This window comes from Chryseobacterium sp. AG363 (genome assembly GCF_003610675.1).
GTDB classification, from domain to species: Bacteria; Bacteroidota; Bacteroidia; order Flavobacteriales; family Weeksellaceae; genus Chryseobacterium; species Chryseobacterium cucumeris.
In genome coordinates this window covers 1,977,246-1,998,458 of sequence record NZ_RAQF01000002.1, presented here as the reverse complement: position 1 = coordinate 1,998,458, position 21,213 = coordinate 1,977,246, and the positions used below count along the sequence as shown (strand labels likewise).

Genomic DNA, 21,213 nt, shown 5'->3' with positions numbered 1-21,213 from the left:
ACAGGAAGCATAAAATCAATTAAATAACAATTAAAATTAAAAATAAATTATGAGTACATATCCATTAGTAAAGTTTGCCTTTGAAGTAGATTGGGGTGGAACAAAAGTAGGATTTCAGGAAGTCAGCGGTTTAAATGTTGAAGCAGCTTTAATTGAATACAGACATGGCGCAAGTCCTGATTTCAGTAAGATTAAGATGCCTGGAATGAAAACTTTCAGTAACATCACTTTAAAAAGAGGAACTTTTAAAACTGATAACGAATATTTCGATTGGTTCCAAAGTATTCAGCTAAGTACAGTAGAGCGTAGATCTATCACGATCTCCCTTCTGGATGAAACAGGAGCTCCTGCAGTAACGTGGAAAGTGAAAAATGCATTCCCGCTTAAATTGCAATCAACAGATCTGAAAGCTGAAGGGAATGAGGTGGCTATCGAAACCTTAGAAATTGCACACGAAGGATTAACTATTGAAAATAACTAATCATGGCAGTTTTATATCCTCCAACCAGTTTCTCTTTTATTGTTAACGGGATTTCAACAACAGAGGGTATTGACTCCAGATTTCAATCTATATCTGGTTTATCAACAGAAATTGGAACTGAAGAATATGCCGAAGGAGGCGAAAACAGGTTTACACACCAGCTTCCTTTGAGACCCAAATATCCTAATTTAGTTCTTAAGCGTGGGTTAATCGTAAGTTCCGGATTGATAAGCTGGTGTAGAAATGCGATGGAAAACTTCCAGTTTGAACCCAGAGACCTGATCATTACTCTTTCAGGCGGGATTCAGTCTACAGCACCCCTAATGGTTTGGAATGTAGTGGGAGCATACCCCGTAAGATGGGAAGTATCCGAATTCAACGCAGAAGAAAGCAAACTTGCTATTGAAACAATAGAACTGAAATATAGATATTTCACAATACCCTCATCGTTAGCAAGCTTAGGCTTGTAATTTCTAAATCAAATCTAAGCACTTGAACGTGTGTTAGTTTAAAGATAAATTTTACCCAAATCTTTTTTCATAAAAAAACAACAGATTGGTCTATAACAGAGACTGAACACACCCTTCATGTGCTTGGATTTTTTTAAATAAACATGTTAAATCATTGGTTATTAGTGTTTTGAATATTAATGATCATTAAAAAACAAACGAAATGCCAATAGAAATAAAAGAGCTTCACATTAAAATAAATGTGGACGAAAAAGCAGAAGCAGCTACAACTGCCACCTCGGTAGATGAAGCACAGCTCATGCGCGCCATCAGCGAAAGTGTAGAACAGGCAGCAAAGATAGAACACCGTAAAAAAGAAAGATAATGAGAGGAGCAATTCAAAAACTGACAATCGGAACCTACGAAAACTCTGATTATGATAAAAGAATTCAGAGCGGTGCTTTTAAAGCTTTTATCAATCCGACAGGGTATTCTGTAACTTATAAAACAGAACTTGAACCCGGTCAGGCACCAGGAACAGCTAAAACTGATTTAAAATATGTAGCATCACCTTCCACTGATCTGCAATTAGAATTTCTATTTGATGGGACAGGAGTTACAGAAGCAAATTCCGGTATTAAACTGATCAATAAAATTAAGGGAAAGGCTTTTAAAAAGACATCTGTAAAAGATCAGGTTGATGCTTTTTATAAGGCTACAGGCCAGGTTTCCGGTCCCATACATAAACCTTATAACGTTATTCTTAATTGGGGAGACTTTGAGTTTAAAGGAGTACTGGCAGAATTTACTGTAGAATATAAATTGTTTGACAATGAAGGACAGCCTTTGAGAGCTATAGGAAAAGCTAAGTTTAGCGAATCTATCAGCCCTAAGCTGGAAGCTGCAGAGAAAAAAAATGAGTCTCCGGACGTTACCCACAAAAGAACAGTACAAGCCGGGGATACATTGCCCTTAATGACCGAAAGAATTTACGGAGATTCCAAATACTATCTGGAGGTAGCTAAAATAAACAATCTTGTCAATTTCAGACAGCTAAAACCAGGGCAGGAATTATTCTTTCCGCCGTTAGAAAAAGTTTCATAATATGAATAATAGCGGATACATACAAACAGCAAAAAATCCGGATTTAGTTACCTATAAGGTGATGTCTGGAGGCACAGAACTGCCGGGGAAGTACGGAGTGAAAAACATTATCGTGGAAAAAGAATTCAACAGAATTCCTTATGCCCGCATTGTTATTTTAGACGGAAGTGTACCGGAGCAGGATTTCAAGCTCAGTAATGAAGATCTGTTAATTCCCGGAAAAGAAATCGAGATCACCGCTGGATACCATTCTGAAGAAGAAACCATTTTTAAAGGAGTTGTCGTAAAGCACAATATCAAAATCAGAAACGGTTCTTCTTATCTGATTGTAGAATGCAGAGATAAGGCTGTAAAAATGACCTTAGGAAGAAAAAGCAAATATTTCTACGAAAGTACAGACAGTGATGTTATTGAAGAATTGGTTGGTAATAACGGACTTACTGCCGATGTTGAAACGACTTCGAATTCACATAAGGAATTGGTTCAGTACCAGGCTTCCGATTGGGATTTTATGCTCACCAGAGCACAGGTCAACGGTAAACTTTGCTCCGTTGAAGACGGAACCATCAAAATCGCTAAACCTGATTTTAGTGGTGAAGCCGTAGAAACAGTGGTTTATGGATCATCTGTACATGAATTTGACGGAGAAATTGATGCCAGAGACCAGTTCAACAAGATTACAGCCAAAACATGGAGCTATACCGATCAGGAACTGACTGAAGTGGAAGCTCAGGATCCTGCTGTCAACCTCAACGGAAATCTTTCATCAGGTGATTTAGCGGATGTTTTCGGAATCGAAGACCTGCAGCTTAAACATGGTGGAAACCTCACTCAGGGAGAACTGCAGGAATGGGGTGATGCCAAAGCAACCTTCCAGCAATTAGCCAAAACAAGAGGAAGAGTAAAATTCCAGGGAATTCCATCTGTGAAACCGGGAGTTACTTTGACACTGCAAGGCGTTGGAAACCGATTCAACGGAAAAATATACGTAACCGGTGTCCGTCATGAAATTGCTGAAGGAAACTGGTTGGTGGACGCTCAGTTCGGACTTTCTCCAACATGGTTCTCAGAAACCTATGATGTAAGTGAAATGCCAGGTTCAGGAATTATTCCTGCCATAAGCGGATTGCATGTAGGAGTAGTGTCTCAATTGGAATCAGATCCGGACGGAGAAGATAGAATTTTAGTACAGATTCCTATCATTAATAACGAAGAAGAAGGGATTTGGGCAAGAATAGCCACCCTTGATGCAGGAGAAAACAGAGGATCATTCTTCAGACCGGAAATCGGAGACGAAGTCATTATCGGATTTATTAATGATGATCCCAATGATGCTGTGGTACTTGGAATGCTGAACAGTAGTGCAAAACCTGCTCCCATTGTAGCTTCTGATGATAACCATGAAAAAGGATTTGTGACCCGAAGCAAAATGAAAATGATCTTTAATGATGACAAAATTTCATATACGCTCGAAACCCCAAAAGGCAAAAAAGTGATTGTAGATGAAGATGCAGATGTTATTAAAATAGAAGACGAACATTCTAATATTCTTACCCTTAACAAAGATGGTATTAGTATGGAAAGCGGGAAAGACATCAAGATCAAAGCAAAGGGTGATATCAATATGGAAGGAACGAATATCAATGTAAAAGCAAGCGCTCAGTTCAAAGCAGAAGGAAGTTCTGGTTCAGAGCTTAAATCAGGAGCAGTAACCGTAGTAAAAGGATCTCAAGTTAAAATTAATTAATAATCATGAAACCGGCAGCAAGAATTACAGATATGCATACCTGTCCTATGGTAACAGGAACAGTTCCCCATGTAGGAGGTCCTATTATTCCGGCAGGAGAACCCACGGTACTTATCGGCGGAATGCCTGCAGCAAGACAAGGAGATAAAGCAGTATGTACAGGGCCACCGGACACCATTGCGTCAGGATCTTCAAGCGTATTGATAGGTGGGAAACCTGCCGCCAGAATGGGAGATTCTACCGCTCATGGAGGGGTAATAACCGCAGGTGACGCTACTGTTTTAATAGGCGGATAATAGGGAAGACAGCTTTAATGCCATCATAAGCTCCCATATACATAGAATCCGACTCAACATAAAAATGTAAAACATCAATAATAAAACGGTTAGAATAACCAAAAACTCTATGCACAGATGCAGGATGTGAACATTCAATATAACAAATAACGTATGAAAATAAATACAGATTTTTTAGGAACAGGCTGGAGTTTTCCGCCTGAGTTTAACGAGACTGAAGGAAAACTGGTCATGACCACAGATGTAGAAGACATCAATAACAGCCTTAAGATTTTATTGTCAACACGCCCTGGTGAACGTGTCATGTTCCCAAATTATGGGTGTGACTTGCAGGAAATGCTCTTTAAACCTCTGGACTTAACGCTGATTACCCAAATGAAAGGAATCGTTGAGCGTGCTATTTTATATCATGAGCCCAGAATCAATATTCTAAGTATTGAAATTGATACTCAGGAAGAACTTCAGGGTGAAGTTTTAATACAAGTTGACTACGAAGTAAGAAATACTAATACAAGAAGCAATATGGTTTTCCCTTTTTACAAAGGAGAAGCTACCGAAATATAATGAATTACGGGATGTCTGTAGCCATTTTGAATACTACCAAACACTACAATAAGTATTGCATCTGACCATAGAAAGATAAATATAAACAAATGAAAAAAACAGATACATTTTCACATTATCGTGAAGGAAAATCACAAATGCAGCGCTTTTTAGCAGAACTAGATCCTGGGAATCTTGAGTTACACGATTTCGATTTGTTTGACTGGCTATTATTCGCAAACAATTTTGCTCAACATGTAAACTATTTTGACAAAGATGATAATACAAAACCCAAAGGAAAGTGGGGAAACTTCTTCTTGGGTGATGATGCCGATCCTATCCCGCGTAGAGAAAGCGTTGAGTATAAAAGTATGAAAAAACAGGTTACAGATCTTATGTCCCAGTTTGAACAGGATAGCAGCCTGACACCTCACCTGACTTTATTTGTTTGCTTTTTAAAATTATTGGATTTCTCAAAAAAAGCCTTCAATAATCTGACGAAAAGGCACCTGGATTTCTATTATAATGAAATTCTTCAAATTGAGAAAAATGATGCCAAATCAGACAAAGTTTATGTGATTTTTGAACTCGCCAAAAAAGCGATTCAGGAAAAAATTCCAGCCGGTACATTACTGGATGGGAATAAAGATGCTAATGGCAAAAAACGAATTTACAAAACAGGTGATGAACTTATAGCCAATCAGGCAAAAGTAGTTGAGATCAAAAGTTTTTTAAATGACGTGGAAAACAGAGAACTGAAAATGGCTCCCGTAGCCAACTCTGCTGACGGATTGGGTGATAAATTGCCGGAAAACAACAATTATTGGTGGCCGTTTGGATATAATTCTGATGAAACCGTTTCCAATAAATCTATTTATAAGGAACTTCCAAAAGCCAAACTGGGTTTTTCCATAGCATCCTCATTACTTGATTTAAAAGAAGGAGAGCGTACCATTACTCTTAAGATTGATTTTAATAAGAACTCAACCCAGAAATTACAAAGTCTTTCAAAAACAGAGATTAAAAATAATATCAAAGTGCTTTGCAGCGGAGAGAAAGAATGGTTATCAGGTGCTGATTTAACATGTATTAAAAACGAAGAAGAAAGATTAGAACTTTCTATTACATTACAAAAAGAGTTCCCGGCTGTTGTTAAATACAATAAAGAAGTGCTGGCAGAAACATTTCAAACCAGCTTTCCTGTAGTAAGATTGATGATTGAAGGAGAAAAATACTATGATGTGTATGAAGCTCTTTCAGAAAAATCAATAAAGAACATCGAAATAGCAGTTGATGTAAAGGGAGTAAAATCTATTCAGCTAGAAAATGACAATGGGGCGTTAAATTCAGAAAAGCCTTATTATCCTTTCACCGCACAACCTGTTAAAGGATCTAATTTCTATATCAAATGTCCTGAACTGTTTTCCAAAAAATGGCAAAATGCAGACATCACGATCAATTGGAAGAATGCTCCGGACTCTATAAAAGATTTATACAGCGGATATGTTATTCAGCCAAATCAAAATATCAGCTTAACTGATTTTGAGGCCTTAAAAAGCTCCTCAATCGTAGGTTCTGACGCTTATTTTAAAGCAGATGTTGCCTTGCTGGATAAGGAAATCTGGTATGAAAAGGCTAACGATATTGATGTATTCACGAAAGTAAAAGACGCTTATAAAATCCAGTTTTCCGTAAATAATGCAAGTAATAAAGCCGGAACAAGTGAGACGATCAGAGTAACGCTGAACCAGTCGTCATTACAGGATGTATACCCTAAACTGTATACATTGGCATTATCAAGTAATCCGAGCTTTAAAAAACTTATTCCTAACGAGCCATATATTCCTTTTGCTGAAGATATAGAGCTGAATTACAGCGCGAAAGAAAATGTGTATTCGTATCTGGAAAAAGAATCTGCCGGAGAAGCTTCAAAAAATAAAGAAGTACAGCTGTATCACGAAGACGTGTTCGGTCAATACGAAAAGGAAGTCGAAACCAAAAGCATTGTACCGGTACACCAAAACGGAGGTGAATTGTACATCGGTCTGGAAGCAATGCCTCAGACTACCGTGTCTCTATTAATTCAAATGCTGGAAGGAAGTGAAAACCCTCTGGTGGATACTTTCCTTGAAAAAGAATTTATAGAATGGAATATCCTTTCAAACAATACATGGAAAAGTTTGTCGGATTATATGCTGCAAAACGAGCCCAGAAAGTTCCTGGAATCAGGGATTGTCAAGTTTAAAGTACCTAAAGATATCGATAAAAGCCATACAAGATTTACCGATGGATTAGTCTGGATCAGAGCCAGATCACAAAGAAGTTATGATGCCGTATGCAAAATCCAGGGAATCTACACTCAGGCTGCTTTAGCAACCTTCGAGAATCAGGATAATGACCTGTCTCATCTCAATAACGGACTGGAAGCGAAAACCATTACTAAGCTTATCACCAGAGTTCCTCAGGTAAAATCTGTCAGCCAGCCTTATAACTCGTTTGATGGTAAATACAAGGAAACAGATACGGAGTTTTACAGACGGGTAAGTGAACGATTAAGACATAAGCACAGAGCCATTACCCAATGGGATTACGAACATTTGGTATTGCAGGAATTCCCGGAAGTCTTTAAGGTAAAATGTTTAAATCATACTTCCGAAGATTCATATATGGCGCCGGGCCATGTGACCCTGATGGTGGTTCCGAATATTAAAAATAAAAATGCTTTTGATGTCTATCAGCCGAGAGTAAGCCGTGCTTCATTGAATAAAATTCAAAATTATGTAAATGAATTAAATACAATGCACGTGAAAGCTCAGGTCATTAATCCCAATTATAAAGAAGCAAAAGTAGAAACAAAGGTCAGGTTCTTTGAGCAGTATGATGAAGCATTTTACATCAAACAGCTGGACGAAGATATTAAAAAATATATATCGCCATGGGCTTTTACAGACTCTGAAAATATTGATTTTAATGTAGAACTGAATATTAATCAGTTGGTTAATTATCTGGAGCAGTTGTATTATGTGGATTACATTGATGAGATTAAAATATTTGTGAATAATGTCCTGCAAAGACAATCTTTAATTGAAGTAGATCCGAAATCAATTCTGGTATCTGCCAAGCAGCACAATGTCACTATTACAGAACAGGTATGTATTTAATAATAAACAAGAAGAAACATAATCATGTCAGAAAATAAACATATTAGTATATCAAAAAATATAGAAACCGGGGATCAGACAGATTTTCATTTTCTACGCAAAACAGGAATTGAATACATAGAAAAGTTAGGAGGAAAACTCTGGACCGATTATAACTCTCATGATCCTGGTATCACCACTCTGGAAGTTTTAAGTTATGCCATAACGGATCTTGGGATGAGGATGAACCTGAACATGGAAGATATCTTAGCATCTGATGATGCAAATAAAGACATTCATACCCAGTTTTTAAAGGCTGCAGAAATTTTACCTTCAAGACCTTTAAACGAACTGGACTACAGAAAGTTGTTTATCGATATCAGCACGGCTGGAAGTCTTAAAAGACCAATCCGTAACTGTTGGCTGGTTCCTAAAAATGAAAAATTATATGTCGATTGTAAAACCGGGGATTTAGACTTTAAACCTATCGGAGAAAAGACAAAAAGTTTTAACATAAAAGGATTGTACGACCTTTATGTAGATTACGCTGAAGATATTGATGCGGATGGTATCGGATGTGAAAAATCCAATGTCAATATCAAAATATTAGACAGCTATCATGCTAATAGAGGGCTTTGTGAAGACCTGGCAGAAATTAAAGAAGTTGAAATACAGAAAGTTGCAGTGTGTGCCCGTATCGGACTTGTCAGCAAAGCAGATGAAGAACTGGTGCATGCTAAAGTCATCAGAACAATCAATAATTATCTGTCTCCGGAGGTTCATTTTTATTCGCTGAAACAAATGCTGGACAAAGGTCTGACTACAGATCAGATTTTTGAAGGTCCGCTTCTTGAGAATGGCTTTATCGATACGGAAGAGCTTAAAAACAGCCAGTTAAGAACAGAAGTTCGTCTTTCCGATATCATCAGTGAAATCATGAAAATTGATGGGGTTAAAGAAATTCATGACGTGTCTATTGCAGGTTGTGACAATGTGATCAAACAAAATAATGATTGGCTGATCTGTATTGAAAAAGGCAGAAAACCGGAACTGTGTGAACTGAGTTCATTCAGTTACAGCAAAGGATCTCTTCCGTTAAATATCAATGACAAAAAAGTTCAGGATTACTTAGAAACCCTTAAAAGAGAAGAAGAAGTACTTAGAGAAGATGCAAGGCAGAATAAAGAATTGATATTGCCACAAGGAACTTCATATGATATTGCGAACTACGCTACTATTCTGAATGAATTCCCGGATACCTATGGAGTAGGAGAATCTGGAATTATTGGAAATCCATCCCCGGAGAGAGAAGCCCTGGCCAAACAAATGAAAGGGTATTTGTTATTTTTTGATCAGATCCTTGCCGGCTATTTCAAACACCTGGAAAAAGTAAAAGAAGTGTTAAGCATTAATGGTAAGTTAAAAAGAACCTTTTTTACCCAGGCTCTTAAGAATATTAAAGGCTTTGATGAACTGGTTTCTGACTATGATACTGAGAGTGATGATCAACTTACAGATTTGTTATATGAAGAGCTGGATAACAGCGTGGAACGCCGTAACGAAGTTTTGGATCATCTGATCTCCCGTTTTGCTGAAACATTCAGCGACTATACTTTCTTAATGAAATCATTGTATGGGAAATCTACCGATGAAATTGTCTTAAACAACAAAGAAAATTTCCTGAAAGAATATTCATCATTAAGTAAATACAGAGGGTTGGGATATAATTATACCTTAATTGGAGATTCAGATCTTTGGAATACCAGTAATATTTCAGGTGTTCAGAAAAGAATTGCCCGCTTGCTGGGGATTAAAGATTATACTCAGAGAAACTTATCTCAAACGCCGGTATCCATTATTGAAACAACAGATAATGCTGGTAAAAATACTTATACATGGAAAATAAAAGATGCCGGCAGTAATATTATCTTATCATCTGTAAATAGCTATACGACTGAGCATATTGCTATAAAAAACCTGAATGATGCCATTTATCAAACCATTCAGATTGATGAGGAAGATCTTCAGAATGCATTAGACATCTTAGATGAGAAACATCCTGAAGTTACATTGGAAAAATTAAAAGCATGTGAAAAGGGATACTGTTTCATTGAAAATATAAAAATCCGTGTTTCATCGGGAGGTAACTATTATTTTGAAATTGTAGATGATACTGATGAACAAAATGTAATTGCTGTCCACAAAAAAACCAACCCTTATTCAGATTTGAAAGAATTGAAAGACGGAATTAAGGCAACGGTGAAGTATTTCAAGTATGAATTTACAGAAGAGGGTATTTTCCTTGTTGAGCACTTGTTATTAAAGCCAACCACTAAGGATTATAAACTCATGGGAGGTATTGGCTGTATGTCTATCGGAGGTACTTTCAGAATCATGTATGATCTGGAGGAAGAAAACCCTGCAACAGATCCGATAGAATATTCGGAAGCCTTTATGTCTTCTTGTGAAGGTTGTGAAACAGATGTGGATGTGTTTGATCCTTATTCTTACAGGGTAAGTGTTGTCCTTCCGGGGTTTGCTTACCGTTTCCAGGATCCGGATTTCAGACGTTATGCGGAAACCGTGATCAGGCAGGAGATCCCTGCTCATGTTTTAGCAAAAATCTGCTGGGTGGGAGACCGTTTGAGTGAAAAACAAACAGCTCAGAACGATTTGGCCGAATTTGAAGTAGCATTTAAAAAATACCTCTCAGATAAATCGAGAAATAATATTACGAATCTTGGAAACAGCATTACGGATTTACTGAATGCTCTCAGCCATTTAAACAATATTTATCGACCAGGAAGACTTTTAGACTGTGATGCCAATGATAACGACACGCTGGACGGAAAGATCATATTAGGACAATCGAACTTATCAAAAAAAATGAAAAATAATGAACACTAAATTAGACAATGTAACAACCCAATATAGAAAGTTCAACGACAATCAGGCGTTAACAGAAGGGCAATTAAATGAATTTATAGACTATTTTGAAGATCAGGACAGATTATCAAGAACCCGACTGAGCGGCGTAGGAGTGGTATGCGGTTTTCAATCAAAATATGTGGAACTTGAAATCTTACCTACTTTAACAGAAAAAACATCCAGACCCGGAGATATGGATCTTGAGATTCCTCTTGATACTATTATGATTACACAGGGAGCCGGGGTTACTACTGACGGAGACTTGATAACACTGCGTCAGGCAGCAAGCAAAAAATCAGAGGCTGTTATAGATTTCGATGCTAAAAATTACAGATACTATAGAAATTATGTTGATGTTCTGGGGTATGAGCATTTTCGTATCGGAGGACAGCAAATTCCTCTTTTAGAATTGTTTACCACACAAGAGTATACACAGTTAGTGAACGAAGGAGCTAATGCTGCAGATTTTAAACAGGTAAGAGAGATTTACAGTTCATTAAATGATAAAATTGTAATTCTGTATCTGGAAAGTTATTCTAATGATGAAACCCCATGTCAGGATGCAGATTGTGACAACAATGGAGCAGAGCAGGTTGCTAATCTTAAAGTGCTTCTGGCAGATTCTGCATCTGTTTCAGAGCTTATCACGAAAGGTGACGCAAAAGATGCGATCTATAAGCAGCACAATACTTATGAAAAGCTTTTTGACAGTTTACCTCATATAGAGGCGAAAAGAGTTATTCTGGATCCTCTTGTAAAAACCGCGCCGCAGTTAAAAACAAAATTTCAAGGTGCTATCAGTACTGTTGCAGAATTAAGTGATGGTTTTACCTCTATTGCAGGAGCTTTTAACGTAAATATGAATCTGGGTGGGCAGACGCTTTTTGATAAACTGAACCCTTTGCTGACAAGCACTTCTCCAGGCTTAGAAGATTATCAATACCGATATGATTTATTAAAAGACTTGATTGATACCTACAACGAAATAAAAGGGCTGATCCTGCATTTGAATGCTGAATGCTGTCCGGATATTGCTTCATTTCCTAAGCACCTTATGTTAGGGCCAGTCGGAGCAAAGCAGGAATTAGGAAAATATATCCCTTTCCGTCACAGTTTTTATAATTCACCTATTACTACTAATGATGACGAGAATTATGAGAGAGTTGTAATGCTTGCCAATCGTTTTGTGCAGAAGGTTAATGGATTTCAAACCTATATCGGACGAATTAAAATTACACCTTCAAATATGAATGTGAGATTGGGTAATAAGGCAATACCATATTACTATAACGTAGACAAATCCTTGTTAGCCCAATGGAACTTTGAAAAAACAAAAACCGATAGGGCAGCTTACAATTTAAGCTATCATACAGCCAATTTAGCAGGAGAAGATTTTATCCAGAATCCACTGAATTATAACATTGACAATAATGATTTTTATAGAATTGAAGGCCACCTGGGAATGCCTTATAAAACAGCATTGCAAAACATCAATGATCTTAAAACACAATACGGATTAGCTTTTGATGTCATTGCATTGGTTTTGGAAAAAGGAGGAAAGCCTGGTAGCGAGCCGCCAATCCGTGAAAAAACAATATCTATTGATGAACTCAGAAAGCAGCTGATATCCATTTCCAGCGATGTCAGCAATAGAACACTTAATTCACAGAGTACTTTACTGAACATTTCTAAACTGGATGAACAGCTGAGATTGCTGAACCAGGCTGAATTCTCAAAAGAAGGATCTTCAGATGGCGTTACAGTAGTAAAACAGGATCCTAAAAAAGACGATGTGGTAAGTGAGCTTTTAAGCGAATTCTTAGAAAGAAAATCGGGCCTTGAACATAAGGCAGGAGTAGAGCCGGGCGGAACTTTCGCATTGATTTATTACTCAGAAGATGAAAATCAGGTTCTTGCGGACTTTTCACTGCCTTATCTGTGTTGTTCTAAAAAGGATCCTGCATTCCTGTCCTTACCGGCAAACAAACTATGTCAGAAAGATGCTCCGGTGTTGATGACCATTGTTCCGTTAGACGGACAAGTAAAAGCATTTGTGAATGGTGCTCCGATTCCTGCAGTTACACAATCCGGAGGTCAAAGCTTCTTCGATCCTGGTCTGGTTAACGCAGCTTATTTTGGACAAACCATTACGTTTACCGTTAATGATGATCATGTTGAAGCACAGATGGTAGTGTACGCACAGCCAAACGTATCTGTTACTACCGGTACTGTGAGTTATGATGCTCCTACGATGGACGAAAATGCAAACAATCCGGATGCTACGGTTGAATTTAATGTTACCGGAGACTTTACAGGGGTTACATTTACCTGGAATTTTGATGATGGTACTCCAATCATCCATAATGAGGCACCTGCTAACAAAAAACTCCATGTATATAAACTTGTTGCAGGACAAGAAAAAACTTTCAATCCAACACTTACAGTAACCAATGCTAACGGCTGTAGTACGGTCTATAAATTAGCTCCGCTAAAATTAAAAGGTCAATCCACTATTGCATGTTTAAGTGGGATGAGAGTGGTTATTCAGTACAGAGATGATGTAGACCAAGGCCACGTTTGTAATGATGCTACTTTCAACTTAAAAGGAAATGATATTGTAATAGGAGGGGTCAATCCATACCCTGGCTTTATTGGAAATATCCATTTAAGTAATACAGGAGGTAATCAGGATAGAGGTAACCATAAACCAGGTACTCCTGCATTGAGCAGATATAATGAAATTATCATTACTCAGGCTGAAGCTAAGCAAATGGCATCACAATCATCAGATGGTTTTGTAGAGTTTTCACTGGAATGTGCTTTACCAGTTAATAACAGACCACCTACTGGTTGCCACCAGGATGTTGCTTATACGGAAATCTACTTGGCAAACGCTACAGTTCCTATTTATAAAGGATATCCAAACGGGAATTTCCTGAAAATAAACCCTTGTACAGGAGTGACAAAATAATAGTCAGATAATAACTTCATAGGCAGTCTCAATTGTCTATGAAGTTTATTAAAAGACCTTAATAAATCATTAAAAATGAACAATAATGAAGAATCAATTAAGTAATATAGCAGTCCAATACCGTAAATTCAGTAAAGGGCAGTATATAGAAGATCCTGATCAGTTCAATGAGTTCCTGGATTTTTTCGAAGATCAGGACCGTTTGTCCAGAGTATTGCTGCAGGGAGTGGGTATTGTATGTGGTCTCAAACCGAAACTTATTTATAAAAACAGGCTGCTCAGCAGCATACAGCTTTCTCAGGGAGTAGCACTTACCACCGACGGCGATTTATTAACCCTGAACAATACGAGTAAGAAGAGTGAAGATCTGTACATGAGTGATCTGAAGACGGTTGATCTGGCAAATAAAGACTTCACCCATTTTAAAATATATGATAATTTTAAAATAAAATACCCGTCATTTTACGAGGGAAGCGAGCAGATTGAACTATGGGAATTGGCAACAGCTCAGGAAGCAATATCAGATTTTCAACCCGTTAATAATCTTACAAATTTAGAAGATAAATACCTATTGCTGTATTTGGAAGATTATGAAAAAGAAATTAAACCTTGTAGAGGAGTTGATTGTGATAACCATGGAATACAACAAATCAGAAACCTTAAAGTATTAGTTACTACAGCAAGTGGCATCACTCATATTCTTGGAGAAGATGGGTTTACTCCACCTGACCCCATAACAGGTGAGGTTCATCTGAAAAGAAAAGATCATCTTCAACCTCATCCTTTGTTTATCGAAGATATCATGGAACCTGTGAAACAAAACCGGGTTATTTTAGAGCGGTTTGTTTCAGAAAAAAAGTTGAGTACCTCTGATTTAAAGAATATATATATCAAAGCCCTGGATAAAACAGATTTTGGGAAGATTGTTTTTGAAAGAATGGAAGCAATCGGTAAAATAGTAGGGGTTTCAACCGCCAACCATGATACATTTAAAGCATCATTTGCAAGAATTTTTAATCAGGATTCAGGTTTTCAGTATGCTTATGATGTCGTAAAGGATTTAATGGATACCTATTCTGAAATTATAGAATTGCTTCCCAAAGCATTCACCAAATGTCTTCCGGATTTTGTTTCTTTTCCTAAACACATCATGCTTGGGAAATTACGATCAGATCTCCAATTGGATTTCTCAAGGCATCAGTTTTATAACTCGCCTGCTTTGGACGATGATAAAGCAACCCAAAAAGTTAAAACCCTGATTAATCGCTTTAATCAGCAAGTAGGATATTTTAACCCTGATAATATTATTAAAAATAAGGAAAAGGTAAAAATTACTCCATCACAAAAATTAAATCCTCTGAGTAATAAAGCAATTCCTTTTTATTACACGGTTACAGAAGATTTCTTAAAAGCGTGGAATTTTGATAAAACAAGCAACAGGTCATCTAACAGCAATCTGACATTTGATACGGATTGGGTGTTAATAGGGAAATTTGAAAAAGAAAGTCCTTTAAATCTTAATATAGATCACTATTCGTTTTATAATATAGAAGGTCATCAGGGAATGGATTATCAGATTGCTTTTGAACAGATAAAAGAAATCAAGGATAAGCAGCAGCTGGGATTTGATATTATGCTCCTGTCTTTGGAAGAGTTAAAAGGAAATAAAGACCTTTCAAAAGCCTATTTCAATGAGTATGTAGAAAAAAATTCGGGATTGGAACATAAGCGGGGAGTAAAACGTGGAGGTACTTTTATCCTGGTTTATGATTCCATAAAAAATCCAAAAGTTATTGCAGACTTTTCGCTTCCATACATCTGCTGCACTCCAAAAGCGATTGTTAAATTAAGTTTGTCAACTTCTATGATCTGTGCTGAATCCAATCCTGTACCTTTTACAGTATCGCCTATGAGTGGAGTTGTGAAAGCAAGTATCAGTAATGGCGTGAAATTTATCAATGGACAATATGTCTTTGATCCGAAGGCTGTGGAAGAACAGTTCTATGGTCAGGAAATTACTTTTACTGTCAATGGGAAACCTACTGACTGCAGTATTAAAGTGATTTCGGAACCGGATATAAAAGTAGAAGTCGTTGAACCTGTTATTTATCCTGGAGGAGATTCAACTTCAACCATAGTAAACTTTAAAGTTTCCGGAGCAAACTTTGCAGACTATACGTACAGCTGGGATTTCCTGGGGACTGATATTTGGACTCCTGTCAATCCGGATGAAAATGGATATCTGAGTTATAAGTATTACAATCTGGATCCTTCAAGGATTCCAACAGTAAGAGTGAAGATAATTGGTAATGGCTGTACCCAGGCGGTAGCCGTAAATTTACCACTGACCAAAGAGTGTCCCGTGATTTCAAATATTAAATATTCCGTTGTTGATAATGGTGATGGTACCCAGACATTCACATTTGATTGGGATTTGCCTAAAGACCTGACTGGAGTAACAGGTTTGAATATTTATGATTCAAATGACCTTGGAAATGGCTGGCATTATGAATCCGGATCATACAATCCGCGAAGATCAATCAAATTGCCGTTAGGTAAATATGATATTAGATTCGGATTGGTTGGCTCATGTAGAGAAGCAGCAAATACTGTAAATCTTCCGGGATTTGATGATATTGGAATTGAAAAAGATCAGAATAATCACCCACCTGCTGCATTGATCAGATGGAAAGATAATTCAGGAATTGAGGACAGGTTATGCAGACAGTCGGTTTGTAGTTTTACCATTGACGTTTATGCAACGGATCAGGATGAAGATATTGCAACTATTCAGATTTTTAAAAGTACTGATAATGGAGCTGCATGGAGTTTGTTTATTGGTAATCTTACTGGAACTTCATTTACCGATACCATAAACAGAGCTGGTACACAGTTGTATAAAGCAATTGTTACAGATAGAAAGAACAATGCAACAACTTCAAATATTCTGTCTTATAAAAAAGAAAATCATCCACCTGTTGTATCAATCAAATGGACTGATACAGACGGAATTGAAGACAGGGTATGTACACAGTCTGCTTGTAGTTACACAGTTAGTGTCAATGCAAGTGATCCTGATGGTGATATTACCAATATTCAGATTCATAAAAGCACCAATAACGGGGCTACATGGAATGTGTTTATTGGCAATCTTACGGTGGCTACATTTACAGATTCTATAAACGGGGTTGGTACAAATCTATATAAAGCGGTTGTAGTAGATGGAGAAAATAATTCAGTGACTTCAAACATTCTTTCCTATAAAAATGAATATCGTCCAACGGTTGTAATCAATAGCATTAGCTTTCCTAATAAAAATTGCTGTATTGTTGAGCTGCCCACTATTTTAGCCAGTGCCGGTGGTAATCAGAATATTCTTTTGTCTAATTTACGTTTTAGAGAATTGGGACTGAAAGGATGGGGTAGAGGAGCAGATGTGCTTCTGTATTTCTGGAGCAAATTAGAAGGTCCGGATGTAATCCTTGAAAATGTTAATGAACCGACTCTTACCATCAAAGATTTACAGGTTGGGAAATATAAATTCCAGCTTTTAGTCAAAGATGCTAATAGTGATGCATTTGAAGTTGATGTAGCAGAAATAAGAGTGGATTAAGGAACATATTCTTTGTGCTATATCTGATATAAAGGGGTGTTTTTTTATTTTTTTGAATAATTACAACATCCCTTACACACTAGAAAAATAAATAACAACAATAAACATAATATAATGGAAAAATGTGATGTTTCATTTAAAATACAATATCAATCTTCCGAGACAATAACAGATGCTTCTGTGAAATACAATTATCCACCGGGATCCACAAATGTAGAAACTGTTGATATAAGGAATGCAGTGCTTCAGGATAGTAATTCAATAAAACTGCCTGGTATACAGGAGGTGGGTACTTACAATCTGGATGTTGAACTGGGAGTAAATGGAGTTGTGGCTAAAAGCAATGCTACAGTGAACGTTGGAGGGTGCAGCTCTTCCTGTGAAACTCCGAAGGTTCTTGATGTAAAAGTACTGGAGGATGGGCAGTTGGTAATGAACTACGTGGTTTTTAATACCAGTAATCTTGCGGCATTGGAGTACCAGATAGCGAAAGATCCTGCTTTTAAAGATGAAGATATTATTTATTCAAAGGTGGGCTTTAGTGATGTAAATTATACCCAATTTGAAAATATTGACATGAGAAATGGAAATATTCCGGATAAAACTCCTTTATACATAAGAATAAGAAAATATTGCAGACCCAATGGAATTTCGGAATGGTCGGATTTTGTGAAATTTGACTCAGGAATATGGGGAGTAGAAGCTTACTGCTTGTCTGAGGTAGATGATCTGAACCGGGATTCTCTTTGTTTCGGAACATCTCCTGCCTGGAAAATGAAAGTAACTTTAAGTCCCTTTAGACCAGGTATAGGAAGTTTGATCTACCTGACTAATGGTATGCTCGCAATACCGGATAATATAAGAGAGTTTGAGCAAAATGCACCTGAGAATTTCAAAAAAAGCGGAATAAGATGGATACGATTCCTAAGGTCTGATTCAGAATTTAACCCAGGTTTAATTTATTGGGTAGATCCGCAATCAGCTGAAATACAGAGAATCGATGAAGAGCAGTGTTATTAGAATATCTTACACTATAATGATCTGAGATGCCCCAATAAAATCCTCAAGAAATTGAGGATTTTATTTCCCTAGGCAGTTATCTTCTGTTGTTTTTACGTCTTGTACTTATAATATTGAAAAGTTTCGCAACATCCTTCAAATGGATCTCGAAATCTTCATAATACTCATTCAGAGAATGAAGGGTAATAATCCCTCTCTCCACATCATGGTTAATGATTCGCTTTACCAAAATCCCTTTCTCTTTGTGAACGATTACAAAATCCCACTTGTCATAATGGAGTTTACTCATCCAGTAATCCTGTCTGATGTTTCTGCATAAGATAATATCACCTTCCAGATAGCTTTCGTATGATCCGTTATCCATACTGTCTCCTTTTACTTCAAAACACATGTATTCACCTCGGTGCTCTACATCGTCTGTAAAAGGAATTGTGGGTAAGCTTTCTATATATTCCTCATCAGCAAAATTACTCAGATAGCCAGCTTGTGCGTATTGATTCGCCAATGGAACGTGCATGATTTTTAAATCTGAAAAAACAACCGGAGACGCACTGTCATCATTGAGTTCCTGTTGTTTTAACAGTAAATTCGTAACAAAGTAAGCCGTCGTTTCCGGTATTTTTCGTTCGCCTTTTTCCCAATATTGCACGGCTCTGGTGCCCACTCCTATAGATTTTGCTATATCAGCCTGCTTCATGTTTAGTTTCTTTCTGATTTCTTTGAATTCTAAATAGTTCATTTTGATATGTTTATAGTTATTTGTAAAAAAAAATGAATAATTTGTTCGTTTTTGTTTTGAAAAACGAACAATGTTCGTATATTTGTTTCGTCGTTAAGATGGAACAGTACAAATGTACAAAATTATATTTAAAATTTAATTTTTTTTTAATATTTTAAAATATTGCTTTTTGCTTTTAATTAAATGTAAATAAATAAGTTAAGTGTTTGTTTTTTTTGTGTGGTATTTAAAATCAAGATATTTTAATTTTTTGTTTTATCCCGAGCTAGTAGGGATAGAGAAAATTTTAAATACTCTGTAAGGTGCAAAAAGTGCGTTTTATTGTGTGGTTTTATTTGTTTTTTGTTCGTTTTTAATTTGTTCCATTAATGATAAAAATGCGTTTATTTTTGATAAATATCTGAATAAAGCAATCATTTTGCTCTTTGTTTTTTCCTAAAAATAAAAAAACAAGCCCAACATGTAGAATAATACTCTGCTCAACATATAAAATATCGATTAATTATAGTTGTCAGTAAAGTTGCTAATACATTCTTAGAGGGCAAATGAAATTTAAAATAAAGAAGTCAGGGTAAGATTTTTATTGAGAAATACCTGGTACCGGCTTCTAAAAAAACAAAAATTAATTGAATTAGACATCTTTTTAGAAGGCGGAACGTTCGTCTTTAGGGATTTTTATGACTTAATGAAACGGTCAACAGGCAAGAGAAGAAAGCCTGTCTGATTAAAAAAAACTTTTTAACCAAAAAAACTTTTAACCATAGAATATGAAACGTAGTAAAGAATTAGTCGAAAAAAGAAAAGATTTTGTCATTGATTATGTAAAACGTAATCAGGATAAACAGATGAAAGTGATTGTTAACGAGCTGATGGAAATGTTGTTCCTGTCTGAGAGAACAATATATAACATCATTCTTCAGCCATAGTATAAGGTCGCGGAAGAAAGCTCAATCCTTACCATTTAATATTGTAATGTGAATATCAGTAAGATAATGTTTGTAGATAGTGTGTATTCATAATTCATTTCTTGAAATTATTCATTCTAAAAAGATAAAAAAGGATTCAAAGCTATTGCTAAATCCTCAACAGCCTCATCCATCGGATTAAAAGGCTGCTCTGATATCTTTCTCAAATTTAAATTATAGGTAAAATATTAAGGTGAAAAACGGTTTTTGCTTTGTTGTTCTGTTTTTTTAATTGAAACATGAATTGTAAAAGTAAACCGTTTGGCCTTAGTGTATTGGAGGAGAAATTTATTTTAAAAAACTAAAAAAGCAATTATTCATTTAACAAAATTCTAGTAACCATGAAAAAAAAGGAAAAGAAAAAAAAGAAAAAAGATAAGGAAAAACTGAAGAAACCAGGTAGAGATATCAGTGATATTATTGACGAGTTAGCGTATGCAGATGAGAGCGAAAATATCATGAAAATCAGAAAATTTTTAGATGATATGTACATCCTGTCTCAGGAATAATCAAACATCTGAAAGTAGTTTGAAAATTAAACATTTTAATAAATAATAGAGAAGAAAAAGAATGAATCTGGATAGTATAAAAGCCCTTTTGATCGGAACTGCAATAGCTTTTTCAGGAGGATTACTGAGGGTACTGGTCTCCATACAAAATAAAGAGAAAAAACAACCATGGGAACATTTTATCACATTGGTAATCGTAGTCATCGTAGGCTTTACGATGAGCTACTTAATGAACAGAGCTGAGTTGCATGACAAATGGTATTCAACCGGGATATTATTTGTGCTTGGCTACGGTTATGATAAATTTCTGAAAATGATCACTACAAACCTTCCTAACTGGATTGATAAAGCAGTGAATCTTTTTATTGATAACCGATATGGAGTGAAGACAGACAGACAGTCTGACGAGGAACAAGAAAAGAAAGATGAGATGAAATCATAAAAAGATTTTCAGACAGTCTTTATCATAATAACAGAATCAGTCACTCTGCAGGAGATATTATCCTGAAAAAGAGTGGAATTAAAACTTAAAAACCTGAAAATTCAAAAACAAGAGAACAAACAAGGAAATGGTTCAGTGTTGCCTGTTTCTCAAAGTCAAATACCATTTCTATTTACTTACATTCTTAAAGAATCTACCGCACCCGGTATGATTTTTTCCAACCCGGCAGGCACCCTATAAGGCACAATATTTTAGTTGTGCCTATA

The 21,213-nt window shown here is 36.4% G+C and carries 17 protein-coding genes; 16 read left to right on the top strand and 1 reads right to left on the bottom strand.

From position 1 onward, the window contains the following. Positions 1–49: 49 nt before the first annotated feature. The 12 genes from DEU39_RS09130 to DEU39_RS09080 all read left to right on the top strand — a co-directional run bounded on the left by DEU39_RS09130 (position 50) and on the right by DEU39_RS09080 (position 18,292). Positions 50–481 carry a phage tail protein gene (locus DEU39_RS09130; RefSeq protein WP_034699490.1) on the top strand — a complete coding sequence of 144 codons (432 nt, stop codon included), beginning with the start codon at positions 50–52 and terminating at the stop codon, positions 479–481. A 2-nt stretch (positions 482–483) separates the two neighbouring features. Then, positions 484–951 (top strand): phage tail protein, encoded by a 468-nt coding sequence (locus DEU39_RS09125; protein WP_047388278.1) that lies wholly within the window; start codon positions 484–486, stop codon positions 949–951. Positions 952–1,153: 202 nt separating this feature from the next. Further along, positions 1,154–1,315 carry a DUF5908 family protein gene (locus DEU39_RS24360; RefSeq protein ID WP_183037396.1) on the top strand — a complete coding sequence of 54 codons (162 nt, stop codon included), beginning with the start codon at positions 1,154–1,156 and terminating at the stop codon, positions 1,313–1,315. After that, a complete protein-coding gene (locus DEU39_RS09120; protein WP_120231702.1) occupies positions 1,315–2,034 on the top strand; it encodes a CIS tube protein in 720 nt (239 codons plus the stop codon). Before DEU39_RS24360 ends, DEU39_RS09120 begins: the two co-directional genes overlap by 1 nt. A gap of 1 nt (position 2,035) precedes the next feature. Continuing rightward, on the top strand, positions 2,036–3,781 hold the full coding sequence (gene vgrG / locus DEU39_RS09115; protein ID WP_120231701.1) for a type VI secretion system tip protein VgrG: 1,746 nt from the start codon (positions 2,036–2,038) through the stop codon (positions 3,779–3,781). 5 nt (positions 3,782–3,786) lie between these two features. Beyond that, positions 3,787–4,077, top strand: a complete 291-nt coding sequence (locus DEU39_RS09110; RefSeq protein WP_034699500.1) for a PAAR domain-containing protein — start codon at positions 3,787–3,789, stop codon at positions 4,075–4,077. 153 nt (positions 4,078–4,230) lie between these two features. Further along, on the top strand, positions 4,231–4,641 hold the full coding sequence (locus tag DEU39_RS09105; RefSeq protein WP_034699502.1) for a GPW/gp25 family protein: 411 nt from the start codon (positions 4,231–4,233) through the stop codon (positions 4,639–4,641). 89 nt (positions 4,642–4,730) lie between these two features. After that, positions 4,731–7,781 carry a baseplate J/gp47 family protein gene (locus DEU39_RS09100; RefSeq protein WP_120231700.1) on the top strand — a complete coding sequence of 1,017 codons (3,051 nt, stop codon included), beginning with the start codon at positions 4,731–4,733 and terminating at the stop codon, positions 7,779–7,781. Between the two features lie 24 nt (positions 7,782–7,805). Next, entirely contained in the window at positions 7,806–10,667 is a 2,862-nt protein-coding gene (locus DEU39_RS09095; protein WP_120231699.1) for a hypothetical protein, read from the top strand. Continuing rightward, positions 10,657–13,659, top strand: a complete 3,003-nt coding sequence (locus tag DEU39_RS09090; RefSeq protein WP_120231698.1) for a PKD domain-containing protein — start codon at positions 10,657–10,659, stop codon at positions 13,657–13,659. The genes DEU39_RS09095 and DEU39_RS09090 overlap by 11 nt, the downstream gene beginning before the upstream one ends. Positions 13,660–13,744: 85 nt before the next feature. Then, a complete protein-coding gene (locus DEU39_RS09085; protein WP_120231697.1) occupies positions 13,745–17,272 on the top strand; it encodes a PKD domain-containing protein in 3,528 nt (1,175 codons plus the stop codon). A 114-nt stretch (positions 17,273–17,386) separates the two neighbouring features. After that, entirely contained in the window at positions 17,387–18,292 is a 906-nt protein-coding gene (locus tag DEU39_RS09080) for a hypothetical protein (RefSeq protein ID WP_120231696.1), read from the top strand. 76 nt (positions 18,293–18,368) lie between these two features. Here the strand turns inward: DEU39_RS09080 and DEU39_RS09075 are convergent, their stop codons facing one another. After that, on the bottom strand, positions 18,369–19,031 hold the full coding sequence (locus DEU39_RS09075) for a S24 family peptidase (protein ID WP_047378128.1): 663 nt from the start codon (positions 19,029–19,031) through the stop codon (positions 18,369–18,371). A 767-nt stretch (positions 19,032–19,798) separates the two neighbouring features. Between DEU39_RS09075 and DEU39_RS24355 the strand changes: the two genes are divergently transcribed. The 4 genes from DEU39_RS24355 to DEU39_RS24690 all read left to right on the top strand — a co-directional run bounded on the left by DEU39_RS24355 (position 19,799) and on the right by DEU39_RS24690 (position 21,187). Further along, complete coding sequence (locus DEU39_RS24355) at positions 19,799–19,957, top strand: hypothetical protein (protein WP_156106583.1); 159 nt, start codon at positions 19,799–19,801, stop codon at positions 19,955–19,957. A gap of 380 nt (positions 19,958–20,337) precedes the next feature. After that, positions 20,338–20,505 carry a hypothetical protein gene (locus DEU39_RS24350; RefSeq protein WP_156106585.1) on the top strand — a complete coding sequence of 56 codons (168 nt, stop codon included), beginning with the start codon at positions 20,338–20,340 and terminating at the stop codon, positions 20,503–20,505. 61 nt (positions 20,506–20,566) lie between these two features. Then, entirely contained in the window at positions 20,567–20,947 is a 381-nt protein-coding gene (locus tag DEU39_RS09070) for a hypothetical protein (RefSeq protein ID WP_120231695.1), read from the top strand. A gap of 72 nt (positions 20,948–21,019) precedes the next feature. Next, positions 21,020–21,187 (top strand): hypothetical protein, encoded by a 168-nt coding sequence (locus tag DEU39_RS24690; RefSeq protein ID WP_228436718.1) that lies wholly within the window; start codon positions 21,020–21,022, stop codon positions 21,185–21,187. Positions 21,188–21,213 lie beyond the last annotated feature (26 nt).

Excerpts from the sequence above, each read along its gene's own strand:
- DEU39_RS09130 (WP_034699490.1), top strand. The coding sequence starts at position 50 with ATGAGTACATATCCATTAGTAAAGTTTGCCTTTGAAGTAGATTGGGGT.
- DEU39_RS09125 (WP_047388278.1), top strand. The coding sequence starts at position 484 with ATGGCAGTTTTATATCCTCCAACCAGTTTCTCTTTTATTGTTAACGGG.
- DEU39_RS24360 (WP_183037396.1), top strand. The coding sequence starts at position 1,154 with ATGCCAATAGAAATAAAAGAGCTTCACATTAAAATAAATGTGGACGAA.
- DEU39_RS09120 (WP_120231702.1), top strand. The coding sequence starts at position 1,315 with ATGAGAGGAGCAATTCAAAAACTGACAATCGGAACCTACGAAAACTCT.
- vgrG (WP_120231701.1), top strand. The coding sequence starts at position 2,036 with ATGAATAATAGCGGATACATACAAACAGCAAAAAATCCGGATTTAGTT.
- DEU39_RS09110 (WP_034699500.1), top strand. The coding sequence starts at position 3,787 with ATGAAACCGGCAGCAAGAATTACAGATATGCATACCTGTCCTATGGTA.
- DEU39_RS09105 (WP_034699502.1), top strand. The coding sequence starts at position 4,231 with ATGAAAATAAATACAGATTTTTTAGGAACAGGCTGGAGTTTTCCGCCT.
- DEU39_RS09100 (WP_120231700.1), top strand. The coding sequence starts at position 4,731 with ATGAAAAAAACAGATACATTTTCACATTATCGTGAAGGAAAATCACAA.
- DEU39_RS09095 (WP_120231699.1), top strand. The coding sequence starts at position 7,806 with ATGTCAGAAAATAAACATATTAGTATATCAAAAAATATAGAAACCGGG.
- DEU39_RS09090 (WP_120231698.1), top strand. The coding sequence starts at position 10,657 with ATGAACACTAAATTAGACAATGTAACAACCCAATATAGAAAGTTCAAC.
- DEU39_RS09085 (WP_120231697.1), top strand. The coding sequence starts at position 13,745 with ATGAAGAATCAATTAAGTAATATAGCAGTCCAATACCGTAAATTCAGT.
- DEU39_RS09080 (WP_120231696.1), top strand. The coding sequence starts at position 17,387 with ATGGAAAAATGTGATGTTTCATTTAAAATACAATATCAATCTTCCGAG.
- DEU39_RS09075 (WP_047378128.1), bottom strand. The coding sequence starts at position 19,031 with ATGAACTATTTAGAATTCAAAGAAATCAGAAAGAAACTAAACATGAAG.
- DEU39_RS24355 (WP_156106583.1), top strand. The coding sequence starts at position 19,799 with ATGAAACGTAGTAAAGAATTAGTCGAAAAAAGAAAAGATTTTGTCATT.
- DEU39_RS24350 (WP_156106585.1), top strand. The coding sequence starts at position 20,338 with ATGAAAAAAAAGGAAAAGAAAAAAAAGAAAAAAGATAAGGAAAAACTG.
- DEU39_RS09070 (WP_120231695.1), top strand. The coding sequence starts at position 20,567 with ATGAATCTGGATAGTATAAAAGCCCTTTTGATCGGAACTGCAATAGCT.